General features: G+C 49.6%; 11 protein-coding genes. 5 read left to right on the forward strand and 6 right to left on the reverse strand.

Annotated features, from left to right (window positions below; all coding sequences use genetic code 11):
• Positions 1-291 precede the first annotated feature (291 nt).
• A complete protein-coding gene (locus GN208_RS13240) occupies positions 292-855 on the forward strand; it encodes a tyrosine-type DNA invertase (protein WP_004234895.1) in 564 nt (187 codons plus the stop codon).
• A 179-nt stretch (positions 856-1,034) separates the two neighbouring features.
• Complete coding sequence (locus tag GN208_RS13245; protein ID WP_015423007.1) at positions 1,035-1,985, forward strand: nucleoside hydrolase; 951 nt, start codon at positions 1,035-1,037, stop codon at positions 1,983-1,985.
• 426 nt (positions 1,986-2,411) lie between these two features.
• Here the strand turns inward: GN208_RS13245 and GN208_RS13250 are convergent, their stop codons facing one another.
• The 4 genes from GN208_RS13250 to GN208_RS13265 all read right to left on the reverse strand — a co-directional run bounded on the left by GN208_RS13250 (position 2,412) and on the right by GN208_RS13265 (position 8,421).
• Positions 2,412-3,560: a porin gene (locus tag GN208_RS13250; protein WP_004234892.1), complete on the reverse strand. Its 1,149-nt coding sequence runs from the start codon at positions 3,558-3,560 to the stop codon at positions 2,412-2,414.
• A 400-nt stretch (positions 3,561-3,960) separates the two neighbouring features.
• Positions 3,961-5,208, reverse strand: coding sequence for a sigma-54 dependent transcriptional regulator (locus GN208_RS13255; RefSeq protein WP_004234891.1), 1,248 nt, complete (start codon positions 5,206-5,208; stop codon positions 3,961-3,963).
• Positions 5,201-7,204, reverse strand: a complete 2,004-nt coding sequence (locus tag GN208_RS13260) for an ATP-binding protein (protein WP_015423008.1) — start codon at positions 7,202-7,204, stop codon at positions 5,201-5,203. The genes GN208_RS13255 and GN208_RS13260 overlap by 8 nt, the downstream gene beginning before the upstream one ends.
• Positions 7,201-8,421 (reverse strand): ABC transporter substrate-binding protein, encoded by a 1,221-nt coding sequence (locus GN208_RS13265; RefSeq protein WP_170950663.1) that lies wholly within the window; start codon positions 8,419-8,421, stop codon positions 7,201-7,203. The genes GN208_RS13260 and GN208_RS13265 overlap by 4 nt, the downstream gene beginning before the upstream one ends.
• A gap of 562 nt (positions 8,422-8,983) precedes the next feature.
• Here GN208_RS13265 and GN208_RS13270 point away from each other — a divergent pair.
• On the forward strand, positions 8,984-10,387 hold the full coding sequence (locus GN208_RS13270; RefSeq protein WP_015423009.1) for an MFS transporter: 1,404 nt from the start codon (positions 8,984-8,986) through the stop codon (positions 10,385-10,387).
• A gap of 112 nt (positions 10,388-10,499) precedes the next feature.
• On the opposite strand, the gene GN208_RS13275 is transcribed toward GN208_RS13270, so the two are convergent.
• Positions 10,500-17,777, reverse strand: a complete 7,278-nt coding sequence (locus GN208_RS13275) for an autotransporter outer membrane beta-barrel domain-containing protein (RefSeq protein WP_004234874.1) — start codon at positions 17,775-17,777, stop codon at positions 10,500-10,502.
• Positions 17,778-18,932: 1,155 nt separating this feature from the next.
• On the opposite strand from GN208_RS13275, the gene GN208_RS13280 reads away from it, so the two are divergent.
• Positions 18,933-19,304, forward strand: coding sequence for a DnaJ family domain-containing protein (locus GN208_RS13280; protein WP_046024781.1), 372 nt, complete (start codon positions 18,933-18,935; stop codon positions 19,302-19,304).
• A 10-nt stretch (positions 19,305-19,314) separates the two neighbouring features.
• On the opposite strand, the gene GN208_RS13285 is transcribed toward GN208_RS13280, so the two are convergent.
• Positions 19,315-19,770, reverse strand: coding sequence for a regulatory protein RecX (locus GN208_RS13285; RefSeq protein WP_004234872.1), 456 nt, complete (start codon positions 19,768-19,770; stop codon positions 19,315-19,317).
• Positions 19,771-19,843: 73 nt separating this feature from the next.
• Here GN208_RS13285 and GN208_RS13290 point away from each other — a divergent pair, with 73 nt between their 5' ends.
• On the forward strand, positions 19,844-20,026 hold the full coding sequence (locus tag GN208_RS13290) for a hypothetical protein (protein WP_004234871.1): 183 nt from the start codon (positions 19,844-19,846) through the stop codon (positions 20,024-20,026).
• Positions 20,027-20,287: the final 261 nt, after the last annotated feature.

The raw sequence follows: 20,287 nt of genomic DNA on the forward strand, positions 1-20,287 counted from the left end.
TGACACATCAATATTTGACTAAGGGAAAACCTTTAGTGATAATTACAAACAATTTGATGTATTTTGTCTTTTTTAAAATTAAGAATATTTACCTCTGTACAATGGCCTTAAATTGATCTGTCTCAGATTAAAAAAAGCCAATTGCTGATTGGTTTTTATGAATATATTGTCAATACGTAAACACTTTGTAGTACTTTCTTTCCTGTCCGTTGTCTTTATTCATTTTTATTACTTGCTATAGTGATATCTCTGGTTTTTATGAACTTATCGGACAATAAACAGGAATAAATCATGGACAAACGTAAGTTTCTGACCCGTTATGAAGTTGACGCCATCCTGAAAGAAGCCCGGAAAAGCCGGTATGCCGAACGGAATTACTGCATGATTTTAATGTGCTATCTGCACGGTTTCCGCGTCAGTGAATTATGTCATCTGTCACTTTCTGATATTGATCTGGACAGCCGCCTTATTTATGTCCGGCGTCTGAAAGGCGGGCTTTCCACCACACAACCGCTTATTGATATTGAATATAATGCGCTGGTGTCGTGGCTGAATATAAGAAATACCTGGCGTAACCGGGATTTGGAATGGGTATTTTTATCGCAGAAAAGCGGGGCTATTTCCCGTCAGCAGGTTCATACCTTATTAAAACAGTACGGCAGGGCTGCCAATATATCCGTGGCACCACATCCGCATATGCTGCGCCATGCCTGCGGCTATTCCCTTGCGGATCTCGGCCGTGATACCCGTCTGATTCAGGATTATCTGGGACACCGGAATATTTCCCACACCGTTATTTATACCGCCAGTAATTCCAAACGTTTTCAGCAAATCTGGGATCCTCTCCGCGGATAATCCGGCCACCTGTCTCTGAACTTTCTCTGTTCCCGTAAACAGGCATTATTCTCCGCCGTTATTGTGTTATTCCTGTGATTACCCGGGCACCGCTCAGATTTTCGGGCGGCTTATTATTTTTCCGGGCGCAGAGTATGTAACATAGCGGTGAATGTAAACGGACAGATAAAGAGGAATATGTGAAGAAAAAAATCATTCTTGACTGCGATCCCGGCCATGATGATGCCATCGCACTATTACTTGCTTACGGTAATCCGCAGATTGATCTGCTGGCGGTCACCACAGTGGTCGGTAACCAGACACTGGAGAAAGTGACACGCAATGCGCTGGCGGTTGCCCGTATTGCCGGTATTACCGGTATTCCTTTTGCGGCGGGCTGCCCGCGCCCGCTGATCCGCGAGATTGAAACCGCGCCGGATATTCACGGCGATTCCGGCCTCGACGGACCGGTATTGCCGGAGCCGGTGCTGACATTAGATTCGCGCCATGCAGTGCAGCTGATCATTGATACCATCATGGCACATCCGCCGAAAACCATTACCCTGGTACCGACAGCCGGACTGACCAATATCGCGCTGGCCGCCCGGCTGGAGCCGCGTATTATTGACCGGGTCAAAGAGGTGGTGCTGATGGGCGGCGGCTATCACACCGGCAACTGGAGTGCGGTTGCGGAATTCAATATCAAAATTGATCCCGAAGCGGCACATATTGTGTTTAATGCGGGCTGGCCGCTCACCATGGTGGGGCTGGATCTGACACACCAGGCGCTGGCAACCCCGGAGGTTGTCAGCAAAATTGCGGCAGTCGGCACAGCACCGGCACAGTTTGTGCTCGAACTGCTGGAATTTTTCGGCACCATGTACAAAAGCGCCCAGGGATTTGATTACCCGCCGGTACATGACCCCTGCGCGGTCGCGTATGTGATCGATCCGTCCGTGATGACCACCCGCAAAGTACCGCTGGACGTGGAGCTGACCGGCACACTGACTCTCGGTATGACCGTTGCGGATTTCCGTTCGCCGGCTCCGGCGGATTGTCCGACACAGGTGGCGGTAAAACTGGATCACTCCCGCTTCTGGGATCTGGTCACGGATGCCCTGCGCCGGATCGGGGATGTCCGGGTTGCATAACCCTTCTGATGTGCCGGTTCACCGGCACAATACATAAAGTAATCTGATCGGTAACCAGCCTGACATTACAGAGCAAATCATCAAAAATATTATTCATATTTACTTACATTATGTATCAATTAATCATAAGCAAAAAATTAATAAATGAAACCCTAAAATCACATCAATAGTTAAATGTTTTATTCTGAAATGAACTATTATTACAACGTTCGAACAAATTCTTATTGGTGATTTGTCTGTGTCGATTCAAATTACAAGCAATAAGCCAAAAAAGGAGGCAACCGCCTCCTTTTTTACTGCCTGAAAAAAAGTGGAATAATAACTCACACGATTAAAAAGTTTTCAAAAGTGATTATTTCACTGATTTTCAGATATAAAAAAAGGAGGCTTTCGCCTCCTTTTTCATTATACGTTCTCTGAATTAAATCAGAACTGGTAAACTAAACCTAAGCCCAGTACGTTGTCGGTATTGATACCGGAACCACGGGTGAAGTCGTTTTCGTCTAACAGGTTAATTTTGTAGTCGATCAGAGCAGACATGTTTTTGTTGAAGTAGTAGTACGCACCTAAATCAACATATTTAACCAGGTCCTGGTCGTCGCCGTAACCGCCGCTCAGGCTCTTACCTTTAGACTGCAGGTAAGCGATGGACGGACGCAGACCGAAATCGAACTGATACTGAGCCACTAACTCGATGTTCTGAGTTTTGTTAGCAGTTAAGCCACGGTTGTCGTCGTTAGTACCGTAGTGAGTCATGTTACGGGTTTCGCCGTAAACTGCTGCCAGGTACAGGTTGTTAGCGTCGTATTTAGCACCGAAGTTCCATGCTTCTGCACGGTCACCCAGAGCGCCGCTTGCCAGGTTTTCTTTCTGACCCTGCGGACGTGCGGAGCTTGAATATGCACCACCAACACTCACACCCCAGCCGATGTCATACGCGGTGGAGAAACCGAAACCGTCACCGTTAGCGGTGTTGTCATAGCTGTAGGTATCGTTGATTGTGTTGTGAGTACCACGGTTAGCGATAGAGTTATCGTCGTTCGCGCCCTGATACTGTAATGCGAAGCTCAGGCCGTCAACGTAACCGAAGAAATCAGAGTTACGGTAAGTCAGCAGGTTTGCAGCACGACCGGTCATGTAGACGTCGGTCTGAGTCATGGTGTCGTTACCGAAGATTGGCAGCACATCGGTCCATGCGTTGGTGTCATAGATAACACCGTAGTTACGGCCGTAGTCCAGTGAACCGAACTCAGCAAATTTCAGACCAGCGTAGGCTAAACGAACTTTGTTTTTGTTGTCGCCTTCAGTACCGTTGGTTTTGATTTCGTTTTCGAAACGACCAAAGCCGGTTAATTGATCAGTGATCTGGGTTTCACCTTTGATACCGATACGGAAACGGGAGTCATCACCGTTCTGGCTGTCACCATAGTGGTCATTGTCGCTGAATAAATGACGAACATCGACTTTACCGTACAGATCCAGTTTATTACCGTCTTTGTTATAAATCTCTGCCGCGTTTGCAGCGCCGCTTAATGCAACGAGCGGGACTAATACAGCTAATAATGTCTTTTTCATTTTATATTCCTATTATATTAACCACTACTCTCTGACCCTATTTACACAGAGCCTTGTAGATTATTCACCCTGAAAGTTCATATTACAACACGATCTCAGCCCCGATTGACGCTAAATAGCAAGATATGTCAAAAAAAGCACTTATTGCATGGATAATGTGACAAATAGTTTCAAAACCAAAGCATTTATTGTTAAACAGCAATAAGGTAAAGCGCACGAATCGCTAATTTTGATATTAACATTGGTGATAGTCGTTATATTTGATTATTAACGTCATCGTTAAAATAATACGAATAAATCATTCAAAAATTTTAAATTAAAACCGGATGAAAACAAATAAAAAAGCCGGTTTATTTTATACAAACCGGCTTACGGGTAAAAACCATCAGATTAATTTATGTCATATACGGTAGTGATGCTTGTCCAGCCCGTACTTTTTCATCCGCAGATAGAGTTTTTTACGCGGGATTTGCAGATACTCTGAGACATCGTTAATTCGCCCCTGGTGGATATTCAGGGCTTCGGTGATAATCTGCCGCTCATAGCTCTCCACCCGCTGGTCCAGCGCAGTCGGTGCCACGGACGGCAGCAGCGGGTTCGCGGTATCACCCATCGGCATAATCCCGACCGCATACAGCTCCGCCGCGTTCGCCAGTTCACTGACATTGCCCGGCCAGTGCCGCCGGGTCAGTTTTTTCACCAGCGGCTCCGCAAGGTTCGGCAGCGGATGATTCAGACGGGAACAGGCCTGTTCCAGATAGTAACGGAATATCGGTGCAATATCGGCTTTGCGCTGGGACAACGGCAGGCAGGCAATCTGTGTCATGGAGAAACAGTAATAGAGCTCAGCGATAATCTTCTGCTGTTTGGTCAGCATAATCAGCGGCGTGTCGGCAATCCCGATCAGACGGAATATCCGCTGCTCCTGACGGATATGCTGTACCAGCCAGCGCTGCTGGCTGAGCGGCATCAGATCGATATTTTTGATCACCAGTGTGCCGTCCGTCACTTCATCCAGCCAGGCATCCAGCGGGATCTCCTCATCACTGAGCAGGGTTTTGATGACCAGCGGCCCGCATTTATTGCTGCTTATCTGATGCAGGTAGCGCGCCAGATAGGTGCGGCCGCTCCCCGGCTCACCATGCAGAAAGACCGCAGCACGGGTTTCCGCCAGTCCGCGCAACTGCTGGCGGACGTGCTCTGTCCATTCACTCTCACCAGCAAGATTCAGTGTCAGCTGCTCTGAGCTCCAGCGGCGCTGGGTTACCCGCTGTTTGCGGGCTGCCAGAGCTTTTTCTGTCAGGGTCAGCAGATGCTCCGGATCCACCGGTTTCTGCAGAAAATCCCACGCCCCTTGTTTGACGGCTTCCACCGCCATCGGCACATCACCGTGGCCGGTGATCAGCAGCACCGGCAGATATTTGTCTTTTTCCAGGAACAATGCCATCAGATCGATACCTGAGCACCCCGGCATACAGACATCACTGAGCACAATACCGCACCAGTCGCGGTGAACCAGCTCTTTTGCCGCCAGCGGGTCATGACAGGCATAAACACGATATCCGGCCTGCTCCAGCAGCATACAGTAAGCTTCCAGTACATCCGTATCATCATCTATTAATAAGATATCGTAGTTATCATCAAGCATATTCAGTTACCTTTTTAAAACACAGGATCACACATCCGTGGCGGGTCAGCGTGGATGCGATCCGCAGGCTGCCGCCCAGCTGCTGCATAATGGAGCTGCTGACAGACAGGCCGATCCCGAGGCCGATTTCTTTACTGGTGGTGAAGGGTTTCATCAGTGAGTCCGCCAGCGCCATCGGCCAGCCGCAGCCGTTATCACTGATAAAGAGAGAAATCTCATCGGCGGACTCTGTAAAATCAATCACAATTTCAGCTGCTGCCGGTGAGGCATCCAGTGCATTGGAGAGCATATTGACCAGCACCTGCTGTATGCCGATAGCATCCCCCTGCACCTGCGGCAGAAAGTCCGGCTGGTGCAGGGTGACATCACGCATTTTGTTCTGTAATGCGAGGATATCCCACGCATCCTGAATGCTCTGATGCAAATCAATCGGCTGCAGTGTCGCGCCGTCATCCCGCCGCCGGGCAAACTGGCGCAGAGAGCGGATAATGCCGTCCATCCGGGTAATAAGCTGCGCGGATTTATTCAGGGCATTCACGGCATTGGTATTTCCTTCCGCCGCCAGTGCCCGCTTCGCCATATAAACGTGCATGGATAATGCATTCAGCGGCTGATTGATTTCATGCGCCAGGGTGGTCATGGTCTGCCCGACCACGGCCAGTTTCGCCGTCTGGATCAGCTCATTTTGTGTAGCCCGCAGATTGGCCTCAATGGCTTTTCTGTCGGTGATTTCCTGTTCCAGCTGCGCTTTCTGCCGGTTGATCTGGCTGAGTGTCTGGCGCAGCAGCATGGCCACACGGCCGATTTCATCGCGCCCCTCAACCGGGATTTCCGCGGTCAGATCACCGTGTCCTATCCGTGCAACTGCCTGATTCAGCACTGTAAAACGCCTGACCAGCCGGGTGCGGATAAAATAGTGGTTAAAGATCACCGCCAGTAATAACGCCAACAGCGCGGTAATAATAATGATAATGCCGCTGTAACTCATAATACCGGACAGATGATGATTCAGAGACTGTAACTGGCTGTGGCTGTTATCAAGCTGCACATCGAGCTGTGTACGGAACCGCTCCAGAATGCGATCTTTTTCTGCCGTGGCGGCCGCCAGCTCCGCTTTCGCCGCGCGGTAATCTTTCAGCACACCGGGCATTTTGCTGTCAGACAGACCGATATCCAGCAGTTCATCAATAGTCTGGCGCAGTGTCACGGTGCTCGGATACATATCCGACGCCGTTTCGTTTGATTCCGCACCGGACTTCAGATAGGAAAGATAACGGACATAACTGTGCGAATCTGCGCTGCTTTCCGTACTTTCATTCTGTTCATCCCGCAGACGCCCGGTCAGATCATCCATAATCTGCCCCTCCAGCCGTGCCAGGGTATAAATCAGCTGTAACTCCCCCTGCACTTTGCGCAGACTGCCCTGCAGGGCGATAGCCCGGGACGGATCCTGCTCTGTCTGATCCAGCAGAGAGCCCTGCTGCCAGCTGATATCCTGTGACAGCGAACTGAGTTCGGTACTGAAATCATCATGCAGCCAGGCAATCCGCGCAGACAGCGTATTTACATTCTCCCGCGCCAGAAACAGGGTATACAGGGCATTATCGAGACGCTGCAAAAGCGCCTGTCCCTGCTGCACAATCGCGGCGATCTGTACCTGATCCTCGCCGCTCAGTTTCCGGTTGATCGCTTCGATCTGTGATAAATGAAGCGTGATCTGGTTGCGCAGCTGCAGACGTGCTGCAGTATCCGGCGCTTTCAGGAACTCATTCAGCTCATCCACCAGCGTGTTCAGTTGTCCCTCGATCAGAAACGACGCCTGAATACGCGGAAAATAATCCCCCAGCGCGTAGCGGATCTGACGGTTCTGCGCCTGCCAGGCGTACAGGCTCACACAACTGACAATCAGTGTCATCAGCGTGCCGATAACAAACGCGCCGCGCAGGATCGCGCTGATACTGAAACGGCCGATATAACGGGCAATACGCTGTTTCACCGGACTTTCTCCAGTTCCGAAATCGCTTTGCGCTGTTGCTCGCGGAAGAACTGCTGCCAGCGGATATACTCTTCCTCCGCTTTGCGGTTATCGTCAAAACGTGAGTAATAGGCCGGGTCGGCACTCTCCTGTGCAGAGACCGGCATGGCGGTCAGCAGAGCACGGATATGCGGCAGCGGGCGTTTCACGCGGGCTTCGGCGGTATACAGGGCACGCCAGGCGTCGATGGATTCCGTCAGACGGAAGGTGATCGCGGTATCAAACAGCTGCTGTACCATACGCTGGCGTTTGAGCACCAGATTCTCATCCATCTGATGCGGGGAATTCAGCAGGCGGCGCTGCACCGGCTCACGCGGATTTCCCTGCGGCAGCGGTGTGACAGGATATTTACCGGTGCTGCTGTCCGCCAGCACGTTCTGCCCCTGTTCACTGAGCAAAAAACGGATAAAGGCGCGGGCCTTGTCTTTATTCAGACTGTGACGGCTTATCGCGACGAAGGTCGGGGATGTCGCGGAATCCGGCAGATAATTAAAGGCCAGCTCCGGATCGCCCAGCAGCAGCCAGGCGTAGTTATCAATCACCGGCGCGGCACCACCCAGCCCCGCTTTGATTTTGTCCGCCACCCCGAAACTGCGTGACGAGATAGTCGCCAGATTCCCGGAAACATTGAGCAGCAGCGCCCAGCCCTCATCCCAGCCGCGCTGCTGTAACAGCGATTCGACCATCAGATGATAGGTATCCGAACGTGACGGGCTGCTCATCAGCAGCAACCCCTGATAGCGGCTGTCGGTCAGGGAATCCCACGATGCCGGAACCGGCAGATTATTTTCCGCCATCCGCCGTTTATTCACCAGAATGCCGTAACCGGAAAACGCCACCGCTGCCGCATTATCGCGCAGCCGCAGCGGTACCAGACGCCGGGAGACCTCCGGCAGATCTGTGAGTTCCGCCAGCCGGTCATGTTCCTGCAGATGTTGTAATAACATCGGCGAGGATGTCACCACCAGATCCACATCTTCCAGTGCCGGGGTATCCAGCAGACGCTCCAGTGCCGCACTGGTGCGGTTAATGGTACGGATACGGACAGCACCGGGCTGCTGCTGCCAGCTGCTGATAATATGGGCTGTTGCTTCCGGTGAAAACGTGGTGGCGATCACCAGTTCATCCGGTTTCGCCGTGGCTGACAGACTGAACATCAGTACGGCGGCGGTTATCATACTGGCCGCAAAGCGGCGGATTCGGCGTTGTGGCATAAGCTGGGTTCTGTATTCGTTTGCGGGGTGTGATTCACATCATAAAAATGACATCTTTTTCAGTTTGTCGCAAAAGTCCGTTTGAGACAAATATTACCCGTTTGTTTACCGGCATCTGCGCCGCAGATATTAAATAAAATAACTAACAGGAACGGTAACCGGCCTGATATTTTAAATCATCGCCATAAACAGATAATAACAATGCAGGAAATAATAATAGCAATAAATCACCATAACAACAAAACAAGAATAAAAGCCTTACAGTTCAATATAAAAGCTGTTAATTCATTTTCACTTATCATTTGTTTCATTCATTTTTTCTTTCATTTCATGGTGATACAAAACAAACATATAAATAAACTTATTTGTGTCAGTTTATGCCTTTTATATTTAACATTGAGTCAAAAGTGACTCAAAAGCATGATATTGAGATATTTATTCAGCCGGAACATGATAACCCTGTCAGAAAAAAAACGACCATACACACAGTAATCCTATTTTAAAATACATTTCTGCAGGTGAAATTATGCTGTCATTTTTAAAGCCGGCTATGGCAAAAAATAAAGTAGCACCCGGAAAAGTGCCCGCCACTTACAAACGTTATCGTGTTCAGGCATTGCTCAGCGTGTTCCTCGGTTACTTAGCGTATTATATTGTCCGCAATAACTTTACGCTCTCCACACCGTATCTGAAAGAAAACCTCGATCTGACCACAACGCAGATCGGTATGTTAACCAGCTGCATGCTGATCACTTACGGGATCAGTAAAGGAATTATGAGCAGCCTGGCGGATAAAGCCAGCCCGAAAGCCTTTATGGCCTTTGGTCTGATCCTCTGTGCCGTTGTTAACCTCGGTATGGGCTTCAGCAGCGCGTTCTGGCTGTTCGTCGGTTTCGTTGCCCTCAACGGTCTGTTCCAGGGCATGGGCGTCGGTCCTTCTTTTATTACTATCGCCAAATGGTTCCCGCGCCGTGAACGCGGCCGTATCGGGGCTTTCTGGAATATCTCCCACAACGTCGGCGGCGGTATCGTTGCGCCAATCGTGGGTGCGGCTTTCGCGGTTCTCGGTACCGAGCACTGGCAGGCGGCAAGCTACGCGGTTCCGGCAGTTATCGCCGTAGTCTTCGCTGTGATCGTCCTGCTGCTGGGTAAAGGTTCTCCGGAACAGGAAGGCTTACCGGCGCTGGCAGAAATGATGCCGGAAGAAAAAGTGGTGTTATCTGATGCACAGAAAGAGCAGTCTCCGGAAAATATGTCTGCATTTCAGATTTTCTGCACCTATGTACTGAAAAACAAAAACGCCTGGTATGTCTCTTTTGTTGACGTGTTCGTGTACATGGTTCGTTTCGGGATCATCAGCTGGCTGCCGATTTACCTGCTGACCGAGAAAAACTTCAGCAAAGATCAGATGAGTGTGGCCTTCCTGTTCTTCGAATGGGCTGCGATTCCGTCCACCCTGCTGGCAGGCTGGCTGACAGACAAACTGTTCAAAGGCCGCAGAATGCCGCTGGCGATCGTCTGTATGACCCTGATTTTCTTCTGCCTGATCGGTTACTGGCAGAGCCAGTCCCTGGCCGTCGTCACCTTCTTCGCTGCGGTTGTCGGTTGCCTGATTTATGTGCCTCAGTTCCTGGCATCCGTGCAGACCATGGAAATCGTCCCGAGCTTCGCGGTCGGTTCTGCGGTAGGTTTACGCGGTTTCATGAGCTACATCCTGGGTGCAACCCTGGGCACCACCCTGTTCGGTTTCATTGTTGACCGTATGGGCTGGCACGGCGGTTTCTATCTGCTGTTAGGCGGTATCGTCTGCTGTATCATCTTCTGTATTCTGTCTCACTTCGGTGCGCTGGAACTGGAACGTAACCGCCAGCAGGCACTGTCAGAAGAAAAAGAAACAAAAATCAAATTAGAACCTGCTTCTGCAAACTGATTTCACACTGTTCGTTACCCTTTCGCGCCGCGGCGCTGACATCAGGAACGTTATTGATAAAAAAAAATCCCCCTGTGGCAACACAGGGGGATTTTTATCTCAGCGGTTCAGCTTATTTCCACTGGTATTTCACGCCGATCATCGCACGGTCACCGGAGTAATCATCCGCGCCCATCTGATGAGAAACGTTACCCCAGACTGTCCAGTTTGGTGAAATCTGCCCTTCCACACCGGCTTTGATCTCAAACCGGTTCGCCGGACGATCATCACTGAAGGTGTAGTGTTTATTAAAGGTCATATCACTCTTCGCCGTACTGTGCAGCCAGTTTACCTCAACAAACGGCTGCGCGGATTTATCTGACTGCTTCTGGTTTGCGTAGGTCAGACGGGCCCCCAGACGGGTATCCACACTGTTACTGCGCCCGCCTTTCATCACCAGACCGGTGCCGCTGCTGCTGTCATCAGAATCATACGAATTAAAGATAACCTGCGCCTGCGGTGTTAACAGCCACTGTTTATCCGCATCCGGTTTGTACACCGCCATGCTGTAGCCGGTTTCAACAGAAGCACTGACTAAGCGGCTCTTATAATCCGATGAACTGCCGGCCATGGAGACTTTATTATCAAACCAGGAATACTGTGCCCAGACATCCGCATAGGCATTGTTTTCATCTTCGCGGTTCTGATACCAGGTGCCGTATAAACCGACGCTGTAAGCACGATCAATTTTTGCATCGGCTTTCGTACCGGTCCGTTTAGCGCTGCTGGTGTAATCAGACTTACCGATTGCGCCCATGATACCGCCGCGGATCGTAGTGTCCTGTGCATCATTGTTCCAGTTGATAATATCGCCGCCCAGCTGGGTGGTGTAGGTATCCCCTTTCAGACGCAGTGAACGGCTGACCGCATCCTGACGCTGACGATCCCCGGTGATACGCAGCCAGACAGAAGAGGCGTTTTCATCCCCTTTAAAGCTGTCGGCATAGTGCGGCTCGCCCAGGCGATCATGCAGGGTCATGGAGAACATGCCCAGTGCCGCCGTGCGGTTAGCCATGTGTCCGCCGATTTCCGGGTTCACGTTACGGTTCGGATCTTCCTTGTTTTCATCCGGCGGATAGACATTGGTATCGAAAGAGTCGAGATACCAGCTGTCATCTTTATACCCTTTGTGTAACAGATATTCGTATACCCCGATAGCAACCGGCCCGCCCAGTTTAAAGGCATTTTTATCGGATTTTCCGCCGACATGAACCACTTTAATCGCATCCGGCTGTTTCAGGGTATCAGCACCTTCGCCACCAACATTATTAATATTCAGCGTAGTTGCGCCGTTTTTCCCGGTGTACACATTACCGTCAACCACCAGCTGGTCAGTCATTGTGTCTTCATGACCTCTGTTCAGCACGGTATTCAGTGTGATCGAACCGCCGTTCGCAGTGAAATCCCCGCCGACATTCAGACGGCTTTCGGTTTCTTTCTGACTCGCAAGCCAGATGCTGCCGCCGTTGTTGACAAAGTTGCCGTCAACGCGGTAATCCGTTGCCTGTCCGAGATCTTTCTTATCCGGTTCACCGACATAGAACTGACCGGCGTTATTCACGCTGCCTTTCAGTGTACCCTGACCGGCAAATATTCCCTGAGTGCCGATATTCACCTGACGGCTGTTCATCACCAGTGCGGAATCATAGCTCCCCGCCTGTAATGTGCCGTTCTGAATCTCTGTTGCACCGGTGTACTGTGCCGATTTATCTGTCAGCGTGATACGGCCCGCGCCCTGCTTCACCAGTGTCCCTGTCCCGGTGACACTGTTGGTCAGATCCCACGGCTGTTTGCCGTCATTGTGCGTCAGCACCAGCGTACCGGCGTTTTCAATTGCCGCGCTGCCGATATGCTCTGCCTGTGAGGCACGCAGTGTACTGTCTGCATCCGTGGTGAAACGTCCGCTGAACCCGCTGTTATCTGCCGTCAGCTGAGCATCCGATTTCTGTGCGATTTCGGTGGTGCCGCTGCCGGTCAGCTGATTACGCAGCAGACCCTGCGCGCCTTCCGTGCGCAGTGTACCCGCCACGGCGACCAGGCTGTCTCCCAGACCCGCGATATTACGGATAGTGACCTGTGCAGGCTGATCGATAGTCACTGCGGAATGCATCCCGCTATTTGCCCCGGTGACAGTCAGTGTGTCATTATTCACCACCAGCTGACCCGCCTGAGTACCGCTCAGAGAACCGTTTACCTCACCGCCGTTTTTCACCGTCAGTTTGCCGTTACCCAGCGCCACCAGGCTGTTTGCCGCAGACGTGAGTTTCCCGGCAGTCTGCTCTGTACCGGCACCGGTGGTGCTGGTCAGTTCAACTGCGGTACCGGATACCAGATCCAGTAACTGCGTATTCCCTAACACATTATCGGCTTCTGCCCGTAATTTGCCGTGACGGACAAACGTGCTGCCGGTGTAATCATTGCTGTTATTAGACAGAGTGACGTATTCACTTGCAGTATCAATTGCCAGGTCGCCCTGTCCGGTGATTTTCGCCCCGAGGTTAGCCGCCGATCCGGATTTTCCGGACTGTGCTGCCAGCACCAGCGCATCACTGCCTTTGCCCTGCAGATCCACCTCGGTCAGCTGATAAGCCACATACAACCCGTCCGCTTTACCACCGGCGTTTGCACTGGTCTGTAAGCCGTAATCATAGGTGCCTTTCGCCACCACTTTACCGTCCTGGCGCAGATCCTGCTCTGTCTTCGTATTTGACGGGATCACATTACCGTCTTTATCCGTCAGCTGCAGATTCAGCCCGCCGGTGTAATCCGAGGCTTTACCGGCATTGACCAGCTGAACCACGGAATCCCCTTCATCCTGCTCCAGCAGCGGCACTTTGTTATCCGCTGACGGCGTTGGCAGATTATCAAAACCGTCCGCTTTCACCTGAACAGTGCCTTTCGCGTTATCCAGTTCGAGGGAGTTCACGCTGATGTGACCATCCGCCTTGCTGCTGCCGGTGATATTGTCGTTAAAGGCCAGTGTCCCGCCGCTCATTGCCAGGCGATCAAATGACTGTGTGCCGACGCCTGCGCGGACGGTTGCAACAGATTTATCACCGATATCCAGACGGGATTTTTGCAGCGCGCGGGTGTTATCACCGGCGATATCAAATGTGCCGTTTGTCAGACGCAGCGTGCCGGTGAAGTTATCCCCCGCAAAAGCCGCGCTCTTATTATTAAAGTCAAACGCCTGACCCGCTGTTGAGGTGGTGACCAGACCATCCCCCTGCAACTGATGGGCAAAGGTATCGGCTTTATTCTGATTGATAAACAGCTCACCGCCCTGTTTTACGGTGATACCGTCATCTGCTGTCAGTTCATTCAGCGTGATATCGGTATTGCGCAGTTCAAAACGGCCTTCCTCAATATTCAGTTTTTCAAAGCCGCTGATTTTGCTGCTGTCCTGTAATACATAGTGGCTTGCTTTGCCCTGCAGCGTCAGTGCATCCTGTCCGCCGCTGCCCGCCTTCAGATTGCCGAACAGGGCATCACTTTGTGCTTCAGAAACATTTTTCAGAATCACATTGTTCTGACCATTACCGACAGTACCGGTCTGTAATTTGGTACCGCCGTTCAGTGTCACGGTATTGTTGCCGTTACCGGCTGTCAGAATGCCGGTTACCGCTTTTTCGAGCATTTCAATGGTGTTATCACCGTGGCCTGTCGCGATATCACTGGTGTTACCGCTCAGCGCGATGGTGTTATTACCGCCGCCCAGCACCGATTTTCCGCTGATCGTGCCGCCGTTGGTGAAGCGGATATTGCTGTTCTGATGTGCATCCACCGCCATACCGCTGGCACCGGCAGTCACAGTGCCGCTGTTGGTGAAGCTGAAATCGTTTCTCAGCGCAGTCAGATCCACCACGCTGTGGTCAGATGCTGACGTCAGTTTGCCGCTCTGTGTGATGTTTTTAGTCCCACCAAGCACCACCAGTGCGGATTCCCCTTCTGCTGATTCGATATTCACATTCATTCCGCTGATAACATCACCGGAAGTATTGGTCACAATACCGTTGCCGCCCTTATCTTTTACATTGATAGTGGTGCCGCCGGCGCCGGAGGTGTCGAGCTTGCTTTTCGCCATCATCACCCCGCCTTTGCCGTCATCCGCTTCCAGCTTCAGACCGGAGGCATTCTCACCGCTGACATTGATGGTGCCGGTGCCGGACAGTTTAAACGCGCCGCTGTCATCATCTGTATTCAGCAGATGCAGACCGCTGCCACTGCCGGTGACTTCAATATTGGCGTTATCCAGTTTCACGTTTGAGCCGGAATGGGCCCGTACCGCATCCGCCGAGTTTTCACCGAGGATCTTACCTTTGCCGCCGATGGTCATTGAGGCATCTTTATTCAGACGGACTGCGGCGGTACCGTTATTGGCGGTAATATTACCGGTGTTATTTACCACGGAATTCCGGCCGTAAATATCAACACCCACACCATTCACGGTAATATCGGTGGTGTTATTAACCGTCCCGGTTTCCACACGGATGCCGGTGGCGTTATCCGCTTTGCTGAAATCAATATTACCGTCGTGATTGAGCACACCGCCGTTGATCAGCTTATAACCGATCGCGTTTTTCGCGATATTGTCATCGGTTCCGCCTGATTTCAGGTGTGCTTTTGAAGTCAGTGTGGTTTTATCTGATTTTTTCCCGGTCGCATTACCATTAATATCGTAATAGTTACCGTCAATCACCGCGATGGTTCCGCCTTCGCCGGTAACACTGATGGTAGTCTCTTTATCCAGAACAACCTTACCGTCCGCCCCGGCACCATTAGCCAGATACAGCCCGGTCGCGTCGTTCCCGTTGACATTCAGTTGCATATTGCCGGTTTTTACTTCAGTACCGTTATCCGCAATATAGAAACCACGGCTTTTTTCGCCGTTGATATCAAAGGTATAAGTTGTGCCTTTGCTGCTATCACCCAGGAACTGCGCTTTCTGGTCAACACGGAATAACGTGGAATCGTTATTATCCAGTGTCAGAGCTACATCACTTGCGCCGAAATTGATCCGCGAACTGAAGGTTTCATCTGCCCCTTTACGCCCGGCGATCCAGTAACCGGTCTGGTTAATGGAGTTTTTATCAAAAATAACGTGACCGCTGTTAAGGTCGATTTCACCGCCCACACGGGCAAAGACCCCGACGGTGTTATTGCCTTTCAGCTCAACGGTTCCGCCGTCGATAATCACTTTCGCATCATCCGCGCGTACCCCGGTAGTGCGTGCCGGTTTGGTGCCGCCGGTGGTGGTTCCGTTGTTGGTGGCAATCACCTGCCCGTGGTGAGTAATCGTGCTGTCGCCCAGCGCCAGCAGGCCAATCGAGCCTGCCCCGGAAACATTAATCGTGCCGTTGTTTTCAATAACATCCTTAACACGGTTCGTGCCTGACACCCGCATACCAACAGTATTGGTACCCGCCACATCAATTTCACCGTTGTTAACGACAGTCAGCTGTGAATCCGCATTACGGTTCGGCGTTGATGCCACGTTAATGCCGACCGCATTACTGACACCTTTGTTAATATCGATTTTTCCTTTGTTTTCAATCGCATATTTTTCACCGGCTTTTGCGGTTTCATCCAGCAGTGCAGCCACGGCGTTCGACATAATCCGCATATCCCAGGTATCGTCTTCACGGCCGCCGGACAGGCTGACATCGTCTTTACCCATCAGAATATCGCCGTTATTGATAAATGAAGCGCCCTTGACCTGCACGCCGGTCACGGTTCCTTCATTTTTGCCGATCCCTTTCTGCCCCAGCAGCAGTTTGCCGCCCTTTTCGTTGGTGACCAGAGAACCGCCGGATGCAGTCACACCGGTGTTGGCAATTACATCTTTATCTGTCGGATCATTATTGACGAGGTTGAAGGCTTCAACGGCAATGGTACCAAGGTTGGTATAGTGTGCATTTTCACCGGTGACCTGATCACCGTAGATGCGGGTTTTACCGTCGCCCAGCAGTAACGTACCGCGGTTGGTAAATTCCGCATTGTCGATTAACGCATTCTGCCCTTTGTAATTCGGCACAGAGGTTGTGGCATCATGGAATACTTTTGCGCCATCATGCGCAAAAATATGGTACGCACGATAACGACCTGAATTTGATGAAGTTTCACCACGGATATCCGCACCGTCTTTAATATTCAGCACACTGCCGTCACCGGCGGCCTCAAAAATGGAGCGTTTTCCGATATTGGCGGTAATGGCGTCATTCAGACGGATATCTTTATCTTCCAGACCTTTCAGGTCGATATTAACGTCAAAATAATCTTTATCCTGCGGACGCGGGACAACCGTCGCTTCAATCAGCGCTTTGTATTCCGCCCCGGGTAATACGTTATGTGTTACTGCGTCAATCAGTAACGCGTTATACGCCGCCAGTCCCTGTGCATTGCCGATGGCAAAAGTGTCACCAAGGGCATACGTTTTTCCTTTCGATGTGAACCCGTTCAGCTCTTTTGGGATAGCGACACTCTCAACCAGTTCATTCTGCGGCTGGAAGGTGTATTTGTATTCACCGGAAGATAAATACATGCCGTAAGCTTCACCGAACGTAACGTGAAGTTTGCTGGTGGTATCAATAGTCGCGGATTTTCCGCTGTCTGCGGCCGCCACAAACAGTGAACTGTCTTTGATGTAATTGATATTCCAGTCAACATTGTCAGCCGCTGTCATATTCAGCGTACCGTCTTTAACTTCTGCCAGTGTCAGATGATAGAACGGGGATAATTCCGGCTGTTTTTCCAGCAGATACACACCCAGCTGCGGATCGATGTTTTTTTTGAAGGCATCGGTGTTGTAGGCCTGCATGACGGCGATTTCCCCGTCTTCCTTCTTCCAGGTAATTTCTTCCATCGCTGACGGGTTGTCCGGGACCTGCCAGTCTTCAATCGCATTCAGGGAAGCGTTCCCCGGAAGCGGCTGTCCATCACGGTATTCGGTAATCGAAATAACCTTATTTGCATCCGTGTTTTTCGCCCATAATTCCTGCAATGAAAACCAGGTTTCATGATAATCAAGATTATTGGTGAATTTCGTCTTTTCATTATTTAAATTAAGATCTTTAACGCTGCCGTCATTAATAACCCGGGATTGTTCTTTTTCGTTTGAATTATTTACCCACGTTTTAGTTGTGCTGTCATATTGCGCAGGGCGATACTCAGTTTCTAACCACTGGCCCGCAGGATCAGCTGCTGGTGCAGACACGCTCAGCCCGCAGCCCATCAGCATTGCCAGTGATAACAGCGCCAGTTTTTTTCCTTTCTTTGCACCCTTTGCGAATTCAGATGCGACAACAGAATTCCCTGTCCGTTGATTTTTTACGACTTTGAATATTTTATTCATTGTTTATTTTTCTCAAAATTGAAGGACGTGAATAAGGAAATTCCAGGTGCAGAAAACCCTGACGCATTTAATGCATCACAGAAAAAAATGTGCCGTCACCTGAGCGGCTGACGGTTATCAGCGTAATTGGGTTATTTAATTAATTTATTTAACGTTCACCTGAATTGCCCTGTATCCGGACTCAGAAAATTTTACTTATGGTTGAATCGGCGGCGTATTATAGAGAGGGGATTTCGAATGTCTATAGCGGTTTTAGGAATCATCCTAAGCGAAATTCACTACAAAATGATCATAAAAAGATAAATAACCACAAAATTACAAATTGGACGCGTAATTACTTATAGGTAGTACTGATTATTTTTTTGATTTCCCTCACCAGAATACAGCCACTCACTGACATTTAATGTGTCAATAACTAAAATAATCGAATACTTAATTTATAATAAGATTTATTTTTGGATTTATTAACTAATCATTTTGCAATGTATAATTCATTCAATTTGTTTCCAAACATAACGTAATGCATACTTCCGTTACATTATTACGTGAATTTTTATTCATGAAATATGAATTTAAAAAACTTTAGCTTTTTTTGGATTATTTTTTACAAAAAGCACAAATAGCTCATTTTACGTATTAAACGCGTACAGACTTTAACTCACAAGCAGCTTTCGTGATACAAATCACAGTAAACTGCCGATCAATTAACAAACACAAATAAAACAAAAAAATAACAAAAAAGCGCTGCCAGCGGGAAGGCACCTCCGTTATCATTAAGCTAAATTACTTATTTGAAGTGTTTAAAGTAAGAGCTTTGCCTTATTTAAGCGGTTAAGCACACTATTTTCGTCATATAACCAAAAATAGCAGTGAAAAATAGCAGTGCAGGAGAAACGCAGAAGAGCACTTCCCCACGATCAAATACGCATTTAATACGTATAACGATACAAACAGCAGGTACTACTCAGATCGTACCTAAAACAAATGTCCCTTCACCAGAAAATGCATTTTCATGCATTACAGACCTGAATTTGATTCAGTTATTATGCAGCGGTAAATAGTGCATTTATGCATAAAAAAGGTTATTTATACGGCAAAATCAGGCTCTGTTATAATAAGGAAGTGACAACAGGTAACAGGGGAAACGGACGCAGCATGACGATTTTTGACACACTGGCTGAGCGCCATATTCAGGCGGCGCTTGAAAGCGGAGAATTACAGGGACTGGCAGGAGAAGGTAAGCCGCTCACACTGGATGATGACAGCCATGTTCCCCCTGAACTGCGGGTGGGCTACCGGTTGCTGAAAAATGCAGGATATCTTCCCCCGGCATTACTGGCCCGGCAGGAGGCGGTTTCACTGGCGGAATTATTGTCCGCTCTGCCGCCGGACAGCGCAGAATATGAGCAGACAAACAAGCGGTTACGGTTGCTGGCATTACAGATGCAGCAGGCGGGGCTCAATACGGATTTTCTGTATCACCGTTACCATGACGCCATACAACAGGCACTGAATAAAAATAAATAATGCCTGCACGTCAGTACAGTTCATAAATCTGATCAGATGTGAAACCCCGGTACATCAGGTAACGCATCTGTTTTTGCTTCTCTTTATAGTCTGCCGGGCTGCTTTCCCCGAATTTCTTCATTTTTGCCTCACGGGCCTGCTCAAACCAGTCGGTCTCCTGCGCGGAAAAAACCGCATCAATCAATTCACCGCCAAACCCTTTCTGACGTAATTCCTGACGGATCCGCACCGGTCCGTGCAGTTTTCTCACACCGGCCTGAAAAAACAGCGCGATACTGCGGGTATCATCCAGATACTGTGAGTCTGTCAGCCGCGCCATCACCCGTGGCAGAACATGCTCTTCCGTCGGGGAGGTTTCCTGCTTTTCAGCAATTTTCCGTTTCAGTTTGCGGGTCAGTTCCGCGCCGGCATATTCCCGCCGTCCCAGCAGCCATATGGCATAATGATAAAGTTGTTTTTCATCCATCGTGACACCTGCGTGTTATCCGTTAAAATCGTGATAACATACCATATTCACACTATATTCAGAGAGACAGACAATGGCACAACTGACCCAGGAAGAAAAAGTATATGTTGATGACCTCGCGATGCAGCGGGTTGATGATATGAACAGCGATGAATTTCTGGTTCGTCAGCTGGATGACAAAATCCACGGGCTGGCATCTCACCTGAAAGCCTATTTTGAAGAACGTCTGGCTTTCCATAAACAGAACAAAAACTGATCCTGCCCGGGCAGCCGCAACGCTGCCCGCTGCTTTTTTCCCACCTGAAATAATCGCCATATAAATAATTACATTCGTTATCAGTCTATTCCGATAGTTATCCTGCTGCACTTAAAATAAAGTTGAAAATAATTAAAGTTCCCTGTGAATGTGCCGATAATCATTACCGGGAGCATTCTGAGTGCTTGATTTTACGTTGTTAATATCGCTAATGATAATTATTCTTAATTGTTGCAATCAATAATCATAAAGAAAAAATAA

Origin of the sequence: Morganella sp. HSTU-ASny43 (assembly GCF_022819185.1) — a bacterium.
GTDB classification, from domain to species: domain Bacteria; phylum Pseudomonadota; class Gammaproteobacteria; order Enterobacterales; family Enterobacteriaceae; genus Morganella; species Morganella morganii.

Excerpts from the sequence above, each read along its gene's own strand:
- GN208_RS13240 (WP_004234895.1), top strand. The coding sequence starts at position 292 with ATGGACAAACGTAAGTTTCTGACCCGTTATGAAGTTGACGCCATCCTG.
- GN208_RS13250 (WP_004234892.1), bottom strand. The coding sequence starts at position 3,560 with ATGAAAAAGACATTATTAGCTGTATTAGTCCCGCTCGTTGCATTAAGC.
- GN208_RS13255 (WP_004234891.1), bottom strand. The coding sequence starts at position 5,208 with ATGCTTGATGATAACTACGATATCTTATTAATAGATGATGATACGGAT.
- GN208_RS13265 (WP_170950663.1), bottom strand. The coding sequence starts at position 8,421 with ATGATAACCGCCGCCGTACTGATGTTCAGTCTGTCAGCCACGGCGAAA.
- GN208_RS13270 (WP_015423009.1), top strand. The coding sequence starts at position 8,984 with ATGCTGTCATTTTTAAAGCCGGCTATGGCAAAAAATAAAGTAGCACCC.
- GN208_RS13275 (WP_004234874.1), bottom strand. The coding sequence starts at position 17,777 with ATGAATAAAATATTCAAAGTCGTAAAAAATCAACGGACAGGGAATTCT.
- GN208_RS13280 (WP_046024781.1), top strand. The coding sequence starts at position 18,933 with ATGACGATTTTTGACACACTGGCTGAGCGCCATATTCAGGCGGCGCTT.
- GN208_RS13285 (WP_004234872.1), bottom strand. The coding sequence starts at position 19,770 with ATGGATGAAAAACAACTTTATCATTATGCCATATGGCTGCTGGGACGG.
- GN208_RS13290 (WP_004234871.1), top strand. The coding sequence starts at position 19,844 with ATGGCACAACTGACCCAGGAAGAAAAAGTATATGTTGATGACCTCGCG.